The 17,332-nt window shown below is 72.8% G+C and carries 15 protein-coding genes; 6 read left to right on the forward strand and 9 right to left on the reverse strand.

Translation table 11 applies throughout. The features are described 5' to 3' along the window. The first annotated feature begins 9 nt into the window (after positions 1-9). The 4 genes from SLP03_RS27235 (at position 10) to disA (ending at position 4,616) form a co-directional block, all read left to right on the forward strand. Positions 10-849 (forward strand): UbiA family prenyltransferase, encoded by an 840-nt coding sequence (locus SLP03_RS27235; protein ID WP_319463496.1) that lies wholly within the window; start codon positions 10-12, stop codon positions 847-849. A 138-nt stretch (positions 850-987) separates the two neighbouring features. Beyond that, entirely contained in the window at positions 988-1,728 is a 741-nt protein-coding gene (locus SLP03_RS27240) for a hypothetical protein (protein ID WP_319463497.1), read from the forward strand. 106 nt (positions 1,729-1,834) lie between these two features. Then, complete coding sequence (gene radA, locus SLP03_RS27245) at positions 1,835-3,289, forward strand: DNA repair protein RadA (RefSeq protein WP_319463498.1); 1,455 nt, start codon at positions 1,835-1,837, stop codon at positions 3,287-3,289. 142 nt (positions 3,290-3,431) lie between these two features. Beyond that, positions 3,432-4,616 carry a DNA integrity scanning diadenylate cyclase DisA gene (gene disA / locus SLP03_RS27250; protein WP_319463499.1) on the forward strand — a complete coding sequence of 395 codons (1,185 nt, stop codon included), beginning with the start codon at positions 3,432-3,434 and terminating at the stop codon, positions 4,614-4,616. 21 nt (positions 4,617-4,637) lie between these two features. Here disA and SLP03_RS27255 read toward each other — a convergent pair whose 3' ends face one another. From SLP03_RS27255 to SLP03_RS27265, 3 genes are all read right to left on the reverse strand, one after another. Beyond that, positions 4,638-5,366 (reverse strand): hypothetical protein, encoded by a 729-nt coding sequence (locus SLP03_RS27255; protein WP_319463500.1) that lies wholly within the window; start codon positions 5,364-5,366, stop codon positions 4,638-4,640. Between the two features lie 289 nt (positions 5,367-5,655). Beyond that, positions 5,656-6,216 (reverse strand): peptide deformylase, encoded by a 561-nt coding sequence (locus SLP03_RS27260; RefSeq protein WP_319463501.1) that lies wholly within the window; start codon positions 6,214-6,216, stop codon positions 5,656-5,658. Next, positions 6,213-6,725 (reverse strand): glycine cleavage system protein R, encoded by a 513-nt coding sequence (locus SLP03_RS27265; protein ID WP_319463502.1) that lies wholly within the window; start codon positions 6,723-6,725, stop codon positions 6,213-6,215. The genes SLP03_RS27260 and SLP03_RS27265 overlap by 4 nt, the downstream gene beginning before the upstream one ends. A gap of 96 nt (positions 6,726-6,821) precedes the next feature. Between SLP03_RS27265 and SLP03_RS27270 the strand changes: the two genes are divergently transcribed. After that, positions 6,822-7,733, forward strand: coding sequence for an A/G-specific adenine glycosylase (locus SLP03_RS27270; RefSeq protein ID WP_319463503.1), 912 nt, complete (start codon positions 6,822-6,824; stop codon positions 7,731-7,733). Between the two features lie 175 nt (positions 7,734-7,908). On the opposite strand, the gene SLP03_RS27275 is transcribed toward SLP03_RS27270, so the two are convergent. The 3 genes from SLP03_RS27275 to lysS all read right to left on the reverse strand — a co-directional run bounded on the left by SLP03_RS27275 (position 7,909) and on the right by lysS (position 12,927). Beyond that, on the reverse strand, positions 7,909-10,440 hold the full coding sequence (locus SLP03_RS27275; RefSeq protein WP_319463504.1) for an ATP-dependent Clp protease ATP-binding subunit: 2,532 nt from the start codon (positions 10,438-10,440) through the stop codon (positions 7,909-7,911). A gap of 513 nt (positions 10,441-10,953) precedes the next feature. Then, positions 10,954-11,304, reverse strand: coding sequence for an Lsr2 family protein (locus SLP03_RS27280; protein WP_319463505.1), 351 nt, complete (start codon positions 11,302-11,304; stop codon positions 10,954-10,956). 114 nt (positions 11,305-11,418) lie between these two features. Then, a complete protein-coding gene (gene lysS / locus SLP03_RS27285; protein ID WP_319463506.1) occupies positions 11,419-12,927 on the reverse strand; it encodes a lysine--tRNA ligase in 1,509 nt (502 codons plus the stop codon). A 91-nt stretch (positions 12,928-13,018) separates the two neighbouring features. Between lysS and SLP03_RS27290 the strand changes: the two genes are divergently transcribed. After that, positions 13,019-13,759, forward strand: a complete 741-nt coding sequence (locus SLP03_RS27290; RefSeq protein WP_319463507.1) for a class I SAM-dependent methyltransferase — start codon at positions 13,019-13,021, stop codon at positions 13,757-13,759. 37 nt (positions 13,760-13,796) lie between these two features. On the opposite strand, the gene SLP03_RS27295 is transcribed toward SLP03_RS27290, so the two are convergent. From SLP03_RS27295 to SLP03_RS27305, 3 genes are read right to left on the reverse strand one after another with little or no spacing between them, the layout of a single operon-like run. Then, positions 13,797-14,555, reverse strand: a complete 759-nt coding sequence (locus tag SLP03_RS27295) for a type III pantothenate kinase (protein ID WP_319463508.1) — start codon at positions 14,553-14,555, stop codon at positions 13,797-13,799. Between the two features lie 33 nt (positions 14,556-14,588). Beyond that, complete coding sequence (gene nadC / locus SLP03_RS27300; RefSeq protein ID WP_319463509.1) at positions 14,589-15,485, reverse strand: carboxylating nicotinate-nucleotide diphosphorylase; 897 nt, start codon at positions 15,483-15,485, stop codon at positions 14,589-14,591. Positions 15,486-15,540: 55 nt separating this feature from the next. Next, complete coding sequence (locus tag SLP03_RS27305; protein WP_319463510.1) at positions 15,541-17,235, reverse strand: L-aspartate oxidase; 1,695 nt, start codon at positions 17,233-17,235, stop codon at positions 15,541-15,543. Positions 17,236-17,332: the final 97 nt, after the last annotated feature.

The following is a 17,332-nucleotide window of genomic DNA, read 5'->3' on the forward strand; positions in this document are numbered from 1 at the left end:
ACTTCCCTCATGTCGTCAACGGTGCTAGGGCTCCTCAGGGCGAGCCACCCGGAGCCGGCCGCCGCGGTCACCACGGTGGCCGGGCTGCTGGCGTGGGGGGTCGGGCACCGGCCGGCCGGCATCGTCGCCGTGGTGCTCACCGTGCTGGCCAGCCAGCTCGCCGTCGGCTGGACCAACGACGCGCTCGACGCCGACCGGGACGCCGCTGTGGGGCGTACCGACAAGCCGGTCGCCGCCGGCGCGCTCCGGCGGCGCACCGCGGGTCTCGCCGCGGTGCTGGCCGCGCTGGCCACCCCGGTGCTGGCGCTGACCACGAACCCGGTGGCGGCGGCCTGGGCCACCGTCGGCCTGCTCTCCGCCCTGCTCTATGACTGGCCGCTGAAGTCGACCCCGGTCTCGGTGCTGCCGTACGCGGTCTCCTTCGGGTCGCTGCCGGCCTTCGTGGTGCTGGCGCTGCCCGGCGGGCCGGCACCGCCGGTCTGGCTGGTCGCCGCCGCGGCCTGCCTCGGCGCCGGGGCGCACTTCTCCAACGTGCTGCCCGACCTGGCCGACGACGCCCGGACCGGGGTGCGCGGGCTGCCCCACCGGCTCGGTCCGGCGGGCAGCCGGGCGGCCGCCGCCGGGCTGCTCCTCGCGGCGACCGTCACGCTGGTCTTCGGGCCGCCCGGGCCGCCGTCGTGGGCCGGGCTGTCGGCGGTCGCCGCCGCCGTCCTGATGCCGGCCGTCGCTGGGTACGGCGAACGCGCCGCGACCCGGGCCGGTGGCCGGCCGGTGGCCGCCTTCCGGGCGGTGATGGTGGTGGCGCTGATCGACGTGGTTCTGCTGGTGGCGAGCGGCCGGGTGGTCTGACCGCTCCCCGGGAAGGTGGCTTTACCGGGTCGGCGTGCGGCCCTCGATCAGCCCCAACTACCCTGGAGCGCGGTCTGCGCGGGTATGGCCACCGTGCCCGGCGTACGGCCGGGTGGGATCGTGACGAGGAGGACCGACGTGACGCGCTCGATCAGGGGTTCCGGACGGGCGGCCCTGCTGTTGGCCGGTACGGCGGCGGCGGCGAGCCTGCTGCTGTCCGGGTGCGGCACCGGTCAGGTGGCCGAGACCGCCAAGAAGAACCCGTCGGTCCAGGGCGTGAACGTCCAGACTTCCGACAACCTGTACCAGGTGCGCGGCCTCTACGTGCAGTACCCGGGCGCCGAGGGCTACCAGGCGGGCGGCAACGCACCGCTGAACGTCGTGATCTACAACGACAGCAAGGCCCCGGTCACCGTGACCGTCAGCACGGACAGCGCCCGCGAGGTCATGCTCAGCGGCTCGGGCGGCGCCCAGGCGCGCCCGAGCGCGTCGCCGACCGAGCCCGCCTCCGCGTCGCCGACCGCGAGCGACCCCAGCGCGTCGCCGAGCCGGTCGATCGGGACCAGCGGGTCCCCCTCGGCCAGCCCGTCCGCCTCGGCGAGCGAGCCGGCCCCGGCCGGCCAGCCGGCCCGGATCGAGATCCCGGCCCTCGGCTACGCCCAGCTCACCGGCGTCGGCGGCCAGCGCCTCCAGGTCGTCGGGCTGAAGAACAGGCTGCTCGCCGGCCAGCAGGTCAACCTGGTCTTCGACTTCGGCAACGGCAAGAAGATCAAGACGGCGGCCCCGATCGGCGTCCCGCTGACCCCGGCCCCGCCCGCCTCCCCGATCATCAACCGCGAGGGTGGCGCGGAGGCTGGCACCGAGGCCGGCCACGGCTGACCCGCGGACGAACTGTCGACGGCACCGTCGGCGTGGTGACCACCACGCCGGCGGTGTTTTCGCTTCCGGTTGGGGTTTCGTCGTACCGCCCGGTTAGCGTCCTGGGGTGACCACGCCCCGTTCGACCTCCCCCCGCGGCGCGTCCCCCGCCGGCCGGAGCCGGGCCTCGGCCCGCGAGCCGCGACCGGCCTACGAGTGCGACGCCTGCGGCCACCAGCCGCCCAAGTGGGTCGGGCGCTGCCCGGAGTGCGGCGAGTGGGGCTCGGTGGTCGAGTGCACCGTGACCGGGCCGCTGGTCTCCGGCCGGGTGGTCAGCTCCCGGATGCCGGCCGAGCCGGCCCGGCCGATCGCCACCATCAGCGCCGCCCCGGCCCGGGCCCGGCCGACCGGGGTCAGCGAGCTGGACCGGGTGCTCGGCGGCGGCCTCGTCCCCGGCGCGGTGGTGCTGCTCGCCGGCGAGCCCGGGGTGGGCAAGTCGACGCTGCTGCTCGACGTCGCCCAGCAGTGGGCGGCCAACGCGGGCAGCCCATCGCTGGTGGTCAGCGGCGAGGAGTCGGTCAGCCAGGTGCGGCTGCGCGCCGAGCGGATGGGCACCCTGCACGACCAGCTCTACCTGGCCGCCGAGAGCGACCTGTCGGCGGTGCTCGGCCACCTCGACGCGGTCAAGCCCGGGCTGCTGGTGCTCGACTCGGTGCAGACCATCTCCACCACCGGCACCGAGGGCGTCCCGGGCGGAGTGACCCAGGTCCGCGCCGTCACCGCCGCCCTGGTCTCGGTCGCCAAGGAGCGCGGCGTCGCCGTCGTGCTGGTCGGCCACGTCACCAAGGACGGCCAGGTGGCCGGTCCCCGGGTGCTGGAGCACCTGGTCGACGTGGTGTTGCACTTCGAGGGCGACAAGCACTCCTCGCTGCGGATGGTCCGGGGCGTCAAGAACCGGTTCGGCGCCGCCGACGAGGTGGGCTGCTTCGAGATGCACGAGGGCGGCATCAGCAGCCTGGCCGACCCGTCCGGCCTCTTCCTCACCCGCTACTCGGAGCCGGTGCCGGGCACCTGCGTCACGGTGGCGATGGAGGGGCGGCGAGCCCTGGTGACCGAGGTGCAGGCGCTGATCGGCGCGGCCGTGGCCGGCTCCCCCCGGCGTACCGTCTCCGGGCTCGACGGGGCCCGACTGGCCATGGTGCTGGCGGTGCTCCAGCGGCGTACCGAGCGGCTGACCCTGCACGACCGGGAGGTCTTCGCCGCGACGGTCGGCGGCATCCGGGTGGTGGAGCCGGCGGCGGACCTGGCCGTCGCCCTCGCGGTGGCGTCCGGCGGTCTCAACCTCGCCATCGCCCCGCACCTGGTGGCGATCGGGGAGGTCGGCCTCACCGGCGAGGTGCGCCGGGTCGGCGCGGTGCCCCGCCGGCTCGCCGAGGCGGCCCGGCTCGGCTTCCGGCTGGCCCTGGTGCCGCCCGGCTGCGGCCCCGGCAGCAGCGGCGTGGCCCCGGAGAACATGCGGGTGATCGAGGTCACCGACGTGCGCGCGGCGCTCCAGTCTGCCGCCCGCGCATCGGCGGAATGACCCAGGGTGAGCGTGCGAGGGGACCGGCCGGGCGATATCGGACAGCTCGCCGGGCCCGCCGGCGGCGGCGGAAGCCGGACATCGTGACACATCACAGTAACCACGAGAGCACCCACCGCACCGCAGTCCGTAGACTGTGCCCGTGCCGATCGACCGCGATGCCACCAAGCCCGCCGCGGCGACGCCGCACGCCCGCGCCGGCGCGGTGGGCTCACCCGCCCGTACGGTCAGCGTCAGCGTGACCGGGAGCGTCGGCGGGGCCGGCGGCGACCCGCTGCGGGCAAATCTCGCCCTCATGGCGCCGGGCACCGCGCTGCGCGACGGGCTCGAGCGGATCCTGCGCGGCCGTACCGGCGCGCTCATCGTCCTCGGCTACGACAAGGTGGTCGACCAGATCTGCACCGGCGGCTTCCCGCTGGACGTGGAGTTCTCCGCCACCCGGGTCCGCGAGCTGTGCAAGATGGACGGCGCGGTGGTGCTGTCCAGTGACGGCACCCGGATCGTCCAGGCCGGCGTGCACCTGATGCCCGACCCGTCCATCCCGACCGAGGAGTCCGGCACCCGGCACCGCACCGCCGAGCGGGTGGCCCGGCAGACCGGTTACCCGGTCATCTCGGTCAGCCAGTCGATGCGGATCATCAGTCTCTACGTCAACGGCCAGCGGCACGTGCTGGACGACTCGGCGGCGATCCTCTCCCGCGCCAACCAGGCGCTGGCCACCCTCGAGCGCTACAAGCTCCGCCTGGACGAGGTCTCCGGCACCCTCTCCGCCCTGGAGATCGAGGACCTGGTCACCGTCCGGGACGCGGTGGCCGTGGTGCAGCGGCTGGAGATGGTCCGCCGGATCGCCGACGAGATCGCCGGTTACGTCGTCGAGCTGGGCACCGACGGGCGGCTGCTCGCCCTCCAGCTCGACGAGCTGATGGCCGGCGTGGACGCCGACCGCACCCTGGTCATCCGGGACTACCTCCCAATCGGCCGCAAGTCCCGGACCCTCGACGAGGCGCTGGTCGAGCTGGACCTGCTCGGCGCCACCGAGCTGATCGACCTGGTCGCGGTCGCCAAGGCGATCGGCTACCCGGCCGCCTCCGACGCGCTCGACGCGGCGGTCAGCCCGCGCGGCTTCCGGCTGCTGGCCAAGGTGCCCCGGCTCCCCGTCGCGGTGGTCGACCGGCTGGTGGTGCACTTCGGCAGCCTCCAGCGGCTGCTCGGGGCGACCGTGGAGGACCTACAGGCGGTCGAGGGGGTGGGCGACGCCCGCGCCCGGGGCGTCCGGGAGGGACTGTCCCGGCTCGCCGAGGCGTCCATCCTGGAGCGGTACGTCTGAGCCGGCCGGGCCGGTCGGCGGTCAGCCGGTGACGGTCAGCTTCACGGGGTCGCTGAGCTTCGTGCCCACCCGGGCGAAGACCTGGTACGTGCCGATCGACGCGTAGGCGCCATTGGCGAGGCCGTTGGCGCAGCGGTTGGCCTCCCGGCCGTTCCAGCCCAGCTCGTAGAGGCGCTCGAAGCCGGGCGTGAACGACTGCACGTCGGAGCCCTTGCCGGTGCCGCAGGTGTCCGAGGACCAGACCTTCTCCGCGCCGGACTTGATGAACAGCTCCTGGAGATCCGCCCCGACGTCCCGGCTGCAGGTGCGCTGGGACTTGTTCTTGATCTTCAGCTGGAGGTTCACCACGGTGCCCCGCTGAGCGGTCGCCGGCAGGGCCACCGGGGTCACCAGGATCTCCGCGTCCGTGCAGGTCCCGTCGTCGACCACCGGGGCCGCCGGCCCCGCCGGCGCGTCGGTCGTCGCGGTGGGGCCACCCGCCGGCCCGCCGTTCGAGCCGCCACCGGAATCATCCGGCGCGGCGGACGGGTCGACCGACCGCGGGGTCAGCACCGGTCCGGACGGCTCCGAGGCGGCCGCCGCTGCCGACCGCGTCGGCGAGGACGTCGGTTCCGGCGTCGCGCTGGTGTTGCGCGGCGAGCTGTTGCAGGAATAGAGCAGGACAATCAGGAGAAGAAGCCCCGCTCCGAGCACAACGGCGCGACGCCGCCAGTAAACGGCGGATGGCATGGGGCCGACGGTCAGACGCATGATGCGTTCACCGTAGCGGCGTACCGCGCGGGGCGGCGGTGCGACGCGCCGGGGCGGACGCGGCACGGCTGACGCCGTTCTACAGTCGACAGCCGGACCGGGCGGGCCGGTCACCGACCGGGCCCGTACGCGCGCGCAGCGCCACCGAGGCAGCCCCCGCCACCACGCCGACGGGGGTGTCCCGGTGCCGGTGATCGCGCCCCGTCAAGGACCTGGAGTCGATCACGGAATGGCGAGCGGGCCGGACCGGCGGCCGGCCACGCCCACCGCCAGGACAGTCCAGCGGCCGTCAGAGGTAGACCTTGCGTTGGTAGATGGCGTGCGCGCCGGCGACCCGGTCGAGGAAGAGCAGGCCGGCGCAGTGGTCGATCTCGTGCTGAAGCGCCCGCGCCTCGAAGCCGTCGGTGGCCAGCCGGACCGGCCGGCCGGTACCGGGCAGGACGCCCTCGACCACCAGCCGGCTGGCCCGCTTCACGTCACCGGTCAGGTCCGGCACCGACATGCAGCCCTCCCGCCCGGCCTTCCACCGGCTGGCCTCCACCACCCGGGCGTTGCACAACACGAAGGTGCCGTGCACGGTGACCGCCTTGGGGTGGCCGGTGACGTCCACCGCGAACACCGGGGCGCTCACCCCCACCTGGGGCGCGGCGAGGCCCACGCAGCCGGGCGAGACCCGCATGGTGGCGACCAGGTCGGCGGCCAGACGGACCACCTCGTCCGAGGTCGGGTCCACCTCCGGCCCCGGCCGGCTGAGCAGCGGGTCGGGGGCGGAGACCACCGGGCATACCCCGCCCGGCACGGCGAGCGCCTCCGGGGTCCAGCCGTCGAGGCCGACGTACTCCGCCGTCACAGCAGGTCCGTGTCCGCCGGGCGGAGGCTGACCCCGACGCCCAACTCGGCGGCGGCACGCGCGAGCCGGCCGGCCACCTCGTCGGAACTCCCCGGCGGCAGCTCCACCTCGGCGACCACCACGTAGAGGGAACCGGTCAGCCGCGTGCTCAGGTCGGTGACGTTGCCACCGGCGTCGGTCAGCACCCGGGTCATCGCCGCGACGATGCCCATCCGGTCGGCGCCGTGCACCGCCAGCACGTACGGCTCGCCCGTGGGCGCGGGCTCACCGTCGGGGGTGACCGCGCGTACGGTGGCCAGCAGCTGGCCGTCGGCGGCGAGCGGGGCCAACGCGGCCTCGACGTCGGCGGCGGCCGGGCCCACGCAGATCAGGGTCATCGCGAAGTGTCCCCGCAACCGGGTCATCGTGGAGTCGGTGAGGTTCGCGCCGAGCCGGGCGAGCGCCTCGGCGACGTCGGCCACGATGCCCGGCCGGTCCCGGCCGATGACGGTGATCGCGAGCTCGTTCATCCGGACATTCTGCCCCGCCCGCCCGGGGCCGCCGCCGCGCCCCGGCCCGCCCGCCCATCCTGCGGGAATCCGGCCCGTGACATCATCGGCAGCGCGATGTCTGAGCCCACTTTCGCCACCCTGGTCAGCCGGTGGTACCAGGAAAACGCCCGCGACCTGCCGTGGCGCAAGCCCGGCACCAGCGCGTGGGCCATCCTGGTCAGCGAGGTCATGCTCCAGCAGACGCCGGTGGTCCGGGTGCTCCCCGCCTGGGAGGCGTGGCTGGCCCGCTGGCCGGTACCGGCCGCGCTGGCGGAGGACAGCCCCGCCGAGGCGATCCGGATGTGGGGACGGCTCGGCTACCCCCGCCGGGCGGTACGGCTGCGCGACTGCGCGGTGGCGATCGTGGAGCGGCACGGCGGCGAGGTGCCGGACCGGCTCGACCAGCTGCTGGCGCTGCCCGGGGTCGGGACGTACACGGCCCGGGCGGTCGCCGCGTTCGCGTACGGCCAGCGGCACCCCGTGGTGGACACGAACGTCCGCCGGGTGGTCTGCCGGGCGATCGCCGGGGAACCGGACGCCGGTCCCGCCACCCGCCCCGCAGACCTGGTCGCGACCGAGGAGCTGCTCCCCGTCGAGCCGGCCGCCGCAGCGCTGGCCAGCGCGGCCTTCATGGAGCTCGGCGCGGTGGTCTGCACCGCCCGCTCGCCCCGCTGCGCGGTGTGCCCGGTCGAGTCGGTCTGCGCCTGGCGGGCCTCCGGCCGGACCGCGCCCGTGGGCCCGACCCGCCGCCCCCAGCGGTACGCCGGCACCGACCGGCAGGTACGTGGACTGCTCCTGGCGGTGCTGCGGGAGGCCACCGGAGCGGTGCCGCGGCAATGCCTCGACCAGGTCTGGACCGACGACGTGCAGCGTTCCCGGGCGCTCGCCGGGCTGGTCACCGACGGCCTGGTCGAGCCGGTCGGCGAGGCGTCCTTCCGCCTGGCCGGCGACGGCCCGTCCCTCGCCGCACCCACCCTCGCCCCCTGACACCACCGCGCCCTGGTTCAGATGGCCCCTCTTTCACGGAAAGAGTGGCTATTCACAGCGGAATGATCACTCTTTCCGTGAATCTGCGCGGATCTTGGGCGGGCGGGTGGGGACCAGAAAGGTGACGGCCCCGGTGGCTTTCGCCTACCGGGGCCGTCGCCCTGTCAGATGTCGCTTACTCGTCCGCGCCCGCGGTGGCGGCGCCACCCAGGTCGGCCGGGACAGCGTCCGGCACTTCGACCGGCTTCTCCGCGCCCCGGAAAACGAGCTTGGACTTGTCGATGTCCTCCGGATCGCCCTCGCAGTCCACCACCACGATCTGACCCGGGGTCAGCTCGTTGAAGAGGATCCGCTCGGAAAGGTTGTCCTCGATGTCGCGCTGGATCGTGCGACGCAGCGGACGGGCACCGAGCACCGGGTCGAAGCCCTTCTTCGCCAGGTACTTCTTGGCGTTGTCGGTCAGCTCCAGACCCATGTCCTTGTTGCGCAGCTGGCCCTCGATCCGCTGGATCATGATGTCCACGATCGAGAGGATCTCGCTCTGGCGCAGCTGGTGGAAGACGATGGTGTCGTCGATCCGGTTCAGGAACTCAGGCCGGAAGTGCTGCTTGAGCTCGTCGTTGACCTTCTGCTTCATCCGGTCGTAGTTGGACTCGGAGTCCTCCGACGCCTGGAAGCCCAGGGAGACCGCCTTGGCGACGTCCCGGGTGCCCAGGTTGGTGGTCAGGATGATGACCGTGTTCTTGAAGTCCACGATCCGACCCTGACCGTCGGTGAGCCGACCGTCCTCCAGGATCTGGAGCAGCGTGTTGAACACGTCCGGGTGGGCCTTCTCGATCTCGTCGAAGAGGACCACCGAGAACGGCCGACGCCGCACCTTCTCGGTCAGCTGCCCGCCCTCGTCGTAGCCGACGTAGCCGGGAGGGGCACCCACCAGCCGGGAGACCGTGTACCGGTCGTGGAACTCGGACATGTCCAGCTGGATGAGGGCGTCCTCGCTGCCGAAGAGGAACTCGGCGAGCGCCTTGGAGAGCTCGGTCTTACCCACGCCGGACGGGCCGGCGAAGATGAACGAGCCGGACGGGCGCTTCGGGTCCTTCAGGCCGGCCCGGGTACGCCGGATCGCCTTCGAGACCGCCTTGACCGCGTCCTCCTGGCCGATGACGCGCTTGTGCAGCTCGTCCTCCATGCGCAGCAGGCGCGAGGTCTCCTCCTCGGTCAGCTTGTAGACCGGGATGCCGGTCCAGTTGCCGAGCACCTCGGCGATCTGCTCGTCGTCCACCTCGCTGACGACGTCCAGGTCACCGGCCTTCCACTCCTTCTCCCGCTGGGCCTTCTGGCCGAGGAGCTGCTTCTCCTTGTCACGGAGCTGGGCGGCCCGCTCGAAGTCCTGCGCGTCGATCGCGGACTCCTTGTCGCGGCGCACCTGGGCGATCCGCTCGTCGAAGTCACGCAGGTCCGGCGGCGCGGTCATCCGGCGGATCCGCATCCGGGCGCCGGCCTCGTCGATCAGGTCGATCGCCTTGTCCGGCAGGAAGCGGTCGGAGATGTACCGGTCGGCCAGGGTGGCGGCCGCGACGAGAGCCGCGTCGGTGATGCTCACCCGGTGGTGGGCCTCGTACCGGTCCCGCAGGCCCTTGAGGATCTCGATGGTGTGGGCCAGCGAGGGCTCACCCACCTGGATCGGCTGGAAGCGACGCTCGAGAGCGGCGTCCTTCTCCAGGTGCTTGCGGTACTCGTCGAGCGTGGTCGCGCCGATGGTCTGCAGCTCGCCACGGGCCAGCATCGGCTTGAGGATGCTCGCCGCGTCGATCGCGCCCTCGGCGGCACCCGCACCCACCAGGGTGTGGATCTCGTCGATGAACAGGATGATGTCGCCGCGGGTGCGGATCTCCTTGAGCACCTTCTTCAGGCGCTCCTCGAAGTCACCGCGGTAGCGGGAACCGGCGACCAGCGCACCGAGGTCGAGCGTGTAGAGCTGCTTGTCCTTGAGCGTCTCGGGCACCTCGCCCTTGATGATCTTCTGGGACAGCCCCTCCACCACGGCGGTCTTGCCGACGCCGGGCTCACCGATCAGGACCGGGTTGTTCTTGGTACGGCGGGAGAGCACCTGCATGACCCGCTCGATTTCCTTCTCGCGCCCGATCACCGGGTCGAGCTTGCCCTCGCGGGCGGCCTGGGTCAGGTTGCGGCCGAACTGGTCCAGCACGAGGCTGGTCGACGGCGCGGCCTCACCCGGCGCGGCGCCCGCCGCGGCCGGCTCCTTGCCCTGGTAGCCGGAAAGCAGCTGGATCACCTGCTGGCGGACCCGGTTGAGGTCGGCGCCGAGCTTGACCAGCACCTGGGCGGCGACGCCCTCACCCTCACGGATCAGACCGAGCAGGATGTGCTCCGTGCCGATGTAGTTGTGGCCGAGCTGCAGCGCCTCGCGCAGCGACAGCTCCAGCACCTTCTTGGCCCGCGGCGTGAACGGGATGTGCCCGCTCGGCGCCTGCTGGCCCTGGCCGATGATCTCCTCGACCTGCTGGCGGACGCCCTCGAGGGAGATGCCGAGGCTCTCCAGGGCCTTAGCCGCGACGCCCTCACCCTCGTGGATCAGGCCCAGCAGGATGTGCTCCGTACCGATGTAGTTGTGGTTGAGCATCCGGGCCTCTTCTTGGGCCAGGACGACAACCCGTCGCGCTCGGTCGGTGAACCGCTCGAACATGCCCTCGTGCTCCTCACGTGCCGTGCGCCTTGATGGTCTAGATCTTGGCGGGGCCGGTGCGCGGACGTCCGGGACGGGCGTCCGTGCCTCCTTACTCTATCGCCGCGGACCGACTCCGCTGAGGTCGTGTGTCCCCGTGGAATGCCGTGTACGCGTCGTTTCTGACAACCGTCCGCGCTCAGGAGGTGTTCCGGTACCCCCGCCTGTACGCGCAGAGCGAAATTCGGTGGAGCCGCGAGGCACGGATGAAGCCGGCCCGCTCGAAGCCGGGTGACCCCGGAACGTCTCCCCACAGCTTGTGGATGCAATCTCCACCGCCTGTGGACAACGCCCACCCGTCCGGGGTTCTTCCCACCCGGCGGCGGGGTCCGCAACCGGCCCGACGGGCGAGCGGGGCCACCGGGGCGCGAACCGGTCAGCCGGGCCGATAGGGGGCGGAAACGGCGACGCCGGCCCGGAGTACGCACTCCGGTCCGGCGTCGGCGTCGGTGTCGCCCACTGTCGGGTCGAGCCTCAGCGGCCCGCCTTCGAGTGGTACTCGTCCACGATCTCCTGCGGGATCCGGCCCCGGTCGGAGATGTCCTTGCCGGACTTCTTGGCCCAGGCGCGGATGGCCTTGTTCTGCTCACGGTCGGCGGTGGCGCCGCCCCGCCCGCGCGCGGCCCGCCCGCCGACGACCACGCCGCCGCGGCCGACCTTGGTGCCGTGCGCGACGTACTGCGCAAATACCTCACGCAATTTCTCGGCGTTGGCTACCGACAGGTCGATCTCGTACTGCACGCCGTCCAGCGCGAACTTGACAGTCTCGTCAGCGTCCCCGCCGTCCAGGTCATCGACCAGCTTGTGAATGATCTGCTTGGCCACGTCCCACATTCCTTTCGAGCAGGGTGTGCTCCTGCGACAATCAAGGAGCACAATAACCCGCGCGCTGCTTGCCGCGTCAATAGGCCCCGGTAACGACCCGGAGAAAGTTGACGGCTACTCCGGGCGGACCAACGGGAAGAGGATGGTTTCCCGAATTCCCAGCCCGGTCAGCGCCATCAAGAGCCGGTCGATTCCCATTCCCATACCGCCGGCGGGCGGCATTCCGTACTCCATGGCCCGGAGAAAGTCCTCGTCCAGTCGCATCGCCTCGTCGTCGCCCCGGGCGGCGAGCTGCGCCTGGGCCACCAGCCGCTCCCGCTGCACCACCGGGTCCACCAGCTCCGAGTACGCGGTGCCCAGCTCGAAACCGAGGACGTAGAGGTCCCACTTCTCGGCCAGGCCCGGCTCGCTGCGGTGCGCCCGGGTCAGCGGGCTGGTCTCCTCCGGGTAGTCCCGGACGAAGGTCGGCGCCTGGAGCGACGGCACGACCAGCTCCTCGAAGAGCTCCTCGGCCAGCTTCCCCGGGCCCCACTTCGGGTCGACGGCGAGCCCCACCTTGTCGGCGTACTCGACCAGCCGGGACCTTTCAGTGCGCACGGTGACCTCCTCGCCGAGCGCCTCGGAAAGGACCCCGAAGAGGGTCACCGAACGCCACTCGCCACCCAGGTCGAACTCCCGGCCGTCGGCGTGGGTCACCACCGTCGAGCCGGCGACCGCGATCGCCGCCTGCTGCACCAGATTGCGGGTCAACTCCGCCATCGTGTCGTAGTCGCCGTACGCCTGGTACGTCTCGAGCATCGCGAACTCCGGGGAGTGCGACGAGTCGACTCCCTCATTACGGAAGTTGCGGTTGATCTCGAAGACCCGGTCGACGCCGCCGACCACGGCGCGCTTGAGAAACAGTTCCGGCGCGATTCGCAGATACAGGTCGGTGCTCAACGCATTGCTGTGGGTCACGAATGGGCGGGCCGCCGCGCCGCCGTGCAGCAACTGGAGCATCGGCGTCTCGACCTCGATGAAGCCCTGCCCGTGCAGGAAATCACGCAGACCGCGCACCGCGGCCGCCCGGGTACGCACCATCTGCCGCGCCTGCGGGCGGACGATCAGATCCACGTAGCGCTGGCGGACCCGGGCCTCCTCGCTCAGCGGCTTGTGCGCCACCGGCAGCGGGCGGAGCGCCTTGGCGGTCACCGCCCACTCGTCGGCCAGCACCGACAGCTCGCCCCGCCGGCTGGTGATCACCTCACCGGTCACGCCGACGTGGTCACCCAGGTCGACCAGGCGCTTCCAGTCGTCCAGCCGCTCGGCGCCGACCCGGTCCAGCGAGAGCATCGCCTGGAGCTCGGTGCCGTCGCCGTCGCGCAGGGTGGCGAAGCAGAGCTTGCCGGTGTTCCGTACGAAGATCACCCGGCCGGTGACCGAGGCCTGGTCGCCGCTGGCGGTGTCGGTGGGCAGGTCGGCGTACTTTTCGCGGATCTCCGCGAGGGTGCTGGTGCGGGGGAAGCCGACCGGGTACGGCTCGACGCCCTCGGCGAGCATCCGGTCCCGCTTCTCCCGGCGGACCTTCATCTGCTCGGGAAGGTCGTCGGCGGGGTCGACTGGCACGGCGTTCTGCTCGATCACGGCACGCTTCCTCGGAACGGAGATATCGGCGGGGTCAGGCCCCGAGCGTACTCAAGCCCCCCGGTAGCCGTTACCGGATAACCTGCCCGCCATGACCGACCCCACTCAGGCACTGTCATTCGGCGCGGCGGCGGCCGAGTACGACCGGTTCCGGCCGCGCTATCCGCAGGAGGCGCTCCGCTGGGCGCTCGACGGGCTGGACGCGGCCGCCCGGGTGGTCGACCTGGGCGCCGGCACCGGCATCCTCACCCGCGGGGTGCTCGCCCTCGGCCCCGTGGTGGTGCCGGTGGAGCCCGACCCGGGAATGCGGGCCCAACTGACCGCCGCCACCCCCGGCGTGACCGCGCTGGCCGGCAGCGCCGAGTCGGTGCCGCTGCCGGACGACGCGGTGGACGCGGTGCTGGTGGGCCAGGCGTACCACTGGTTCGACCAGGAGCGGGCACATGCGGAGATCGCCCGGGTGCTCCGGCCGGGCGGGACGTTCGCCCCGATCTGGAACACCCGGGACAACGGCGTGGCGTGGGTGGCCGAGCTGGAGCGGATCGCCGACCTGCGGGACCACTCCGGCAACCTCATCGAGAAGGTCACCGACTTCGGGCCGGCCTTCGGCGCGATGGAACTGGCGGAGTTCACCCACCGGACCACGCTCACGCCGGCGGAGGTGGTCGGCATGCTGCGCACCCGCTCGTACTGGCTGACCGCGCCGCCGCACGAGCAGGAGCGGATCGACCGGGAGCTGTGGGAACTCTTCGCCACCCACCCCGACCTGGCCGGGCGGGAGACCGTCGAGCTGCCGTACCGGACGCTGGTCTTCCGGGCCCGGCGGCGCTGACGCCCGCGCGCTGCCCGACCCCGGCGGCGGCCGGTGGTCAGGTGTTGCGCTCGTAGACCATCCGCAGGCCGATCAGGGTGATCATCGGCTCGTGGTGGGTGATGGTCCGGCACTCGCCGATCACCACCGAGGCCAGGCCGCCGGTGGCGATGACGGCCTTCACCTCGCCCAGTTCCTCGACCATCCGCTCGACGATCCGGTCGACCTGGCCGGCGAAGCCGAAGTACAGGCCGGACTGGAGGCACTCCACGGTGTTCTTGCCGATCACTGAGCGGGGCTTCGTCGCCTCCACCTTGCGCAGCTGGGCGGCGCGGGCGGCGAGCGCGTCGAAGGAGATCTCGATGCCCGGCGCGAACGCGCCGCCGAGGAACTCGCCCCGGCCGCTGATCACGTCGAAGTTGGTGGTGGTGCCGAAGTCCACCACGATCGACGGCCCGCCGTAGATGGTGTACGCGGCCAGGGTGTTGACCACCCGGTCCGAGCCGACCTCCTTCGGGTTGTCGATGGCGAGCTGCACCCCGGTCCGCACCCCGGGCTCGACGATCACGCTGGGCAGGTCGGCGTAGTAGCGGGCCAGCATGGTCCGCAGCGAACGCAGCGCGGCCGGCACGGTCGAGCAGGCGGCCACCCCGGTGATCTCCACGGCGTCACCGGCCAGCAGCCCGCGGAACATCAGGCCCAGCTCGTCCGCCGTCGAACGGGCATCGGTCTTGATCCGCCAGGAGTGCACCAGCTTGTCGCCGTCGAAGGTCGCCAGCACGGTGTTGGTGTTTCCGATGTCGATGCAGAGCAGCACGCAACGCAGCCTAGACGCCGCCCCCTCCCCGGCTCATTCCTCCCGCAGGTCCAGGGCGATGTCCAGGATCGACGAGGAGTGGGTCAGCGCGCCCACCGAGATGAAGTCCACCCCGGTCGCGCCGTACTCGGCGGCCACCGGCAGGGTCAGCCCGCCGGTCGCCTCCAGCTCCGCCCGGTCCCCCACCGCGGCGACCACATCGCGCAGTTGCGCCGGGGTCATGTTGTCCAGCAGCAGGAAGCCGGCCCCCGCCTCGACGGCCTCCACCGCCTCCGCGAGGGTGTCCACCTCCACCTGCACCAGCAGGTCCGGGAAGGCCTCCCGGACCCGGAGGTAGGCCGCGCTGATGCCGCCGGCGGCGACCTTGTGGTTGTCCTTGATCATCGCGACGTCGTGCAGGCCCATCCGCTTGTTGGTGCCGCCGCCGGCGCGGACCGCGTACTTCTCCAGGGCCCGCAGGCCCGGGGTGGTCTTCCGGGTGTCCAGCACCATCGCCTTCGTGCCGGCCAGGGCGTCCGCCCAGGCGCGGGTGTGGGTGGCCACCCCGGACATCCGGCAGAGCAGGTTCAGCGCCGTCCGCTCGGCGGTGAGCAGCAGCCGGGTCGGGCCGGTCACCGTCACCAGCACATCGCCGCGCGCCACCCGCTGCCCGTCGTGGGCCACCACCGACACCTCGACCGTACGGTCCGAGCCGGTCACCTCGCCGACCAGCTCGAACACCGCGGCGGCCACGGCCAGCCCGGCCACCACGCCGTCGGCGCGGGCGACCAGGTCTCCGGTGTCGTTCTGTGCGTCCGGGATGGTGGCGACGCTGGTGACGTCGAGGAAGTCCGGCCCCAGGTCCTCGGCGAACGCGTCGACGATCACCCGCCGCACCCACACCGGGTCCAGGCTCGCCGCCCGCAACGCCTGCTCCGTCGACTCTCTCACCGCAACTCCTCAGTTCGCGCCTGCGGGGCTCGCAAGATCGGCTCACTCCTCGCGCTCACGCTGACTCCTCCCACTGCTGCGTCAACCGGCCCTGCGCGCCGACCGCCGTGACGAGGTGGCCCAGCCACCGCTCGTCGGCCGTCGGGAAGTCCTCCCGCCAGTGGCAGCCCCGGGTCTCCCGGCGGGCGTACGCGGCGGCGACCAGCGTCGACGCCACGGTGATCAGGTTCGTCGCCTCCCAGTCAACGGTGCGCGGGGTGCCGCGGCTGGCGCCGATCTCGCCGAGTGTCGCCGCCGTCGCGGCGAGGGTCGACGCCGAGCGGAGCACCCCGGCACCACGGGTCATCGCGCGCTGCAGGGCCGGCGTGCCGTCGGCGGGCGCCACCCAGCCCGCGCCGCCCACCCAGGCGCCGGTCTCCGCCGGCCTGGCCTGCTCGGGCAGGCCGGCGGCGATGTCCTCGGCGATCCGGCGGGAGAAGACCAGCCCCTCCAACAGCGAGTTGCTGGCCAGCCGGTTCGCGCCGTGCACGCCGGTGCAGGCGACTTCGCCGCAGGCGTACAGGCCTGGGATGGAGGTGCGGCCGTGCAGGTCGGTCCGGACGCCGCCGGAGGCGTAGTGGGCGGCCGGGGCGACCGGGATCAGGTCGGTGGCCGGGTCGACGCCGATGGCCAGGCAGGACGCGACGATGGTCGGGAAGCGCCCGGCGAGGAAGTTCCCGCCGAGGTGCCGGGCGTCCAGGTAGACGTGGTCCGCTCCGGTGGCCAGCAGCACCCGGTGGATGCCCTTGGCGACGACGTCCCGGGGAGCCAGCTCGGCCAGCTCGTGCTGGCCGACCATGAACCGCTTGCCGTCCGCGTCGACCAGGTGGGCGCCCTCGCCGCGCAGCGCCTCGGAGACCAGCGGCTGCTGGGCCCGGGTGACGCCCGGCACGCCCGCCCCGGCCGGGGTGATCAGCGCGGTCGGGTGGAACTGGACGAACTCCACGTCGGTGACCGCCGCGCCGGCCCGCAGGGCGAGGGCGACCCCGTCGCCGGTGGAGACCGGCGGATTGGTGGTGGCCGCGAAGATCTGCCCCATGCCGCCGGTGGCCAGCACCACCGCCCGGGCCAGGAGCGCCCCGACGCCGTCCTCGCTGCCCTCGCCCAGCACGTGCAGGGTGATGCCGCAGGCCGGGCCCAGCCCGTCCGGGCCGTCGCCGGGGGCGCGGAGCAGGTCCAGCACCAGGGCGTGCTCGACCAGCCGGATCCACGGGTCCCGCCGGACCGCCGCGTGCAGCGCCCGCTGCACCTCCGCTCCGGTGGCGTCGCCGCCGGCGTGCACGATCCGGTCGGCCCGGTGGCCGCCCTCCCGGGTGAGCATCAGCGAGCCGTCCGGGTTCCGGTCGAATTCGGCGCCGATCCGCATCAGCTCCCGCAGCCGGGTCGGGCCCTCCTGCACCAGGACCCGGACCGCGGCCGGGTCGCAGAGGCCGACCCCGGCGATCTCGGTGTCCGAGGCGTGGGCCGCCGGGGTGTCCGCCGGGTCGAGCACGGCGGCGATGCCGCCCTGCGCCCAGCGGGTCGAGCCATCGTCGATGTTGACCTTGGTGACCACGGTGACGTGCAGCCCCGCCTCGCGCAGGTGCAGCGCGGCGGTCAGGCCGGCGACCCCGGACCCGACGACGATCACGTCGGTGGTCTCCACCCAGCCGGGTGCGGGCGCGGCCAGCAGCCTCGGCAGGGCCGGGAGGTCGACGGTCGGAACGTCCATGAACACAGTCAACCCGAAGGCCCAACATCCCGGGCGGCGGGGGCGGGACGAGTGGTTTCGGTCGCGGGCCCCAACTGCAAGATCGCCGGGGTGGGGT

The organism is Micromonospora sp. RTP1Z1 (assembly GCF_033804685.1).
Classification (GTDB): Bacteria; Actinomycetota; Actinomycetes; order Mycobacteriales; family Micromonosporaceae; genus Micromonospora.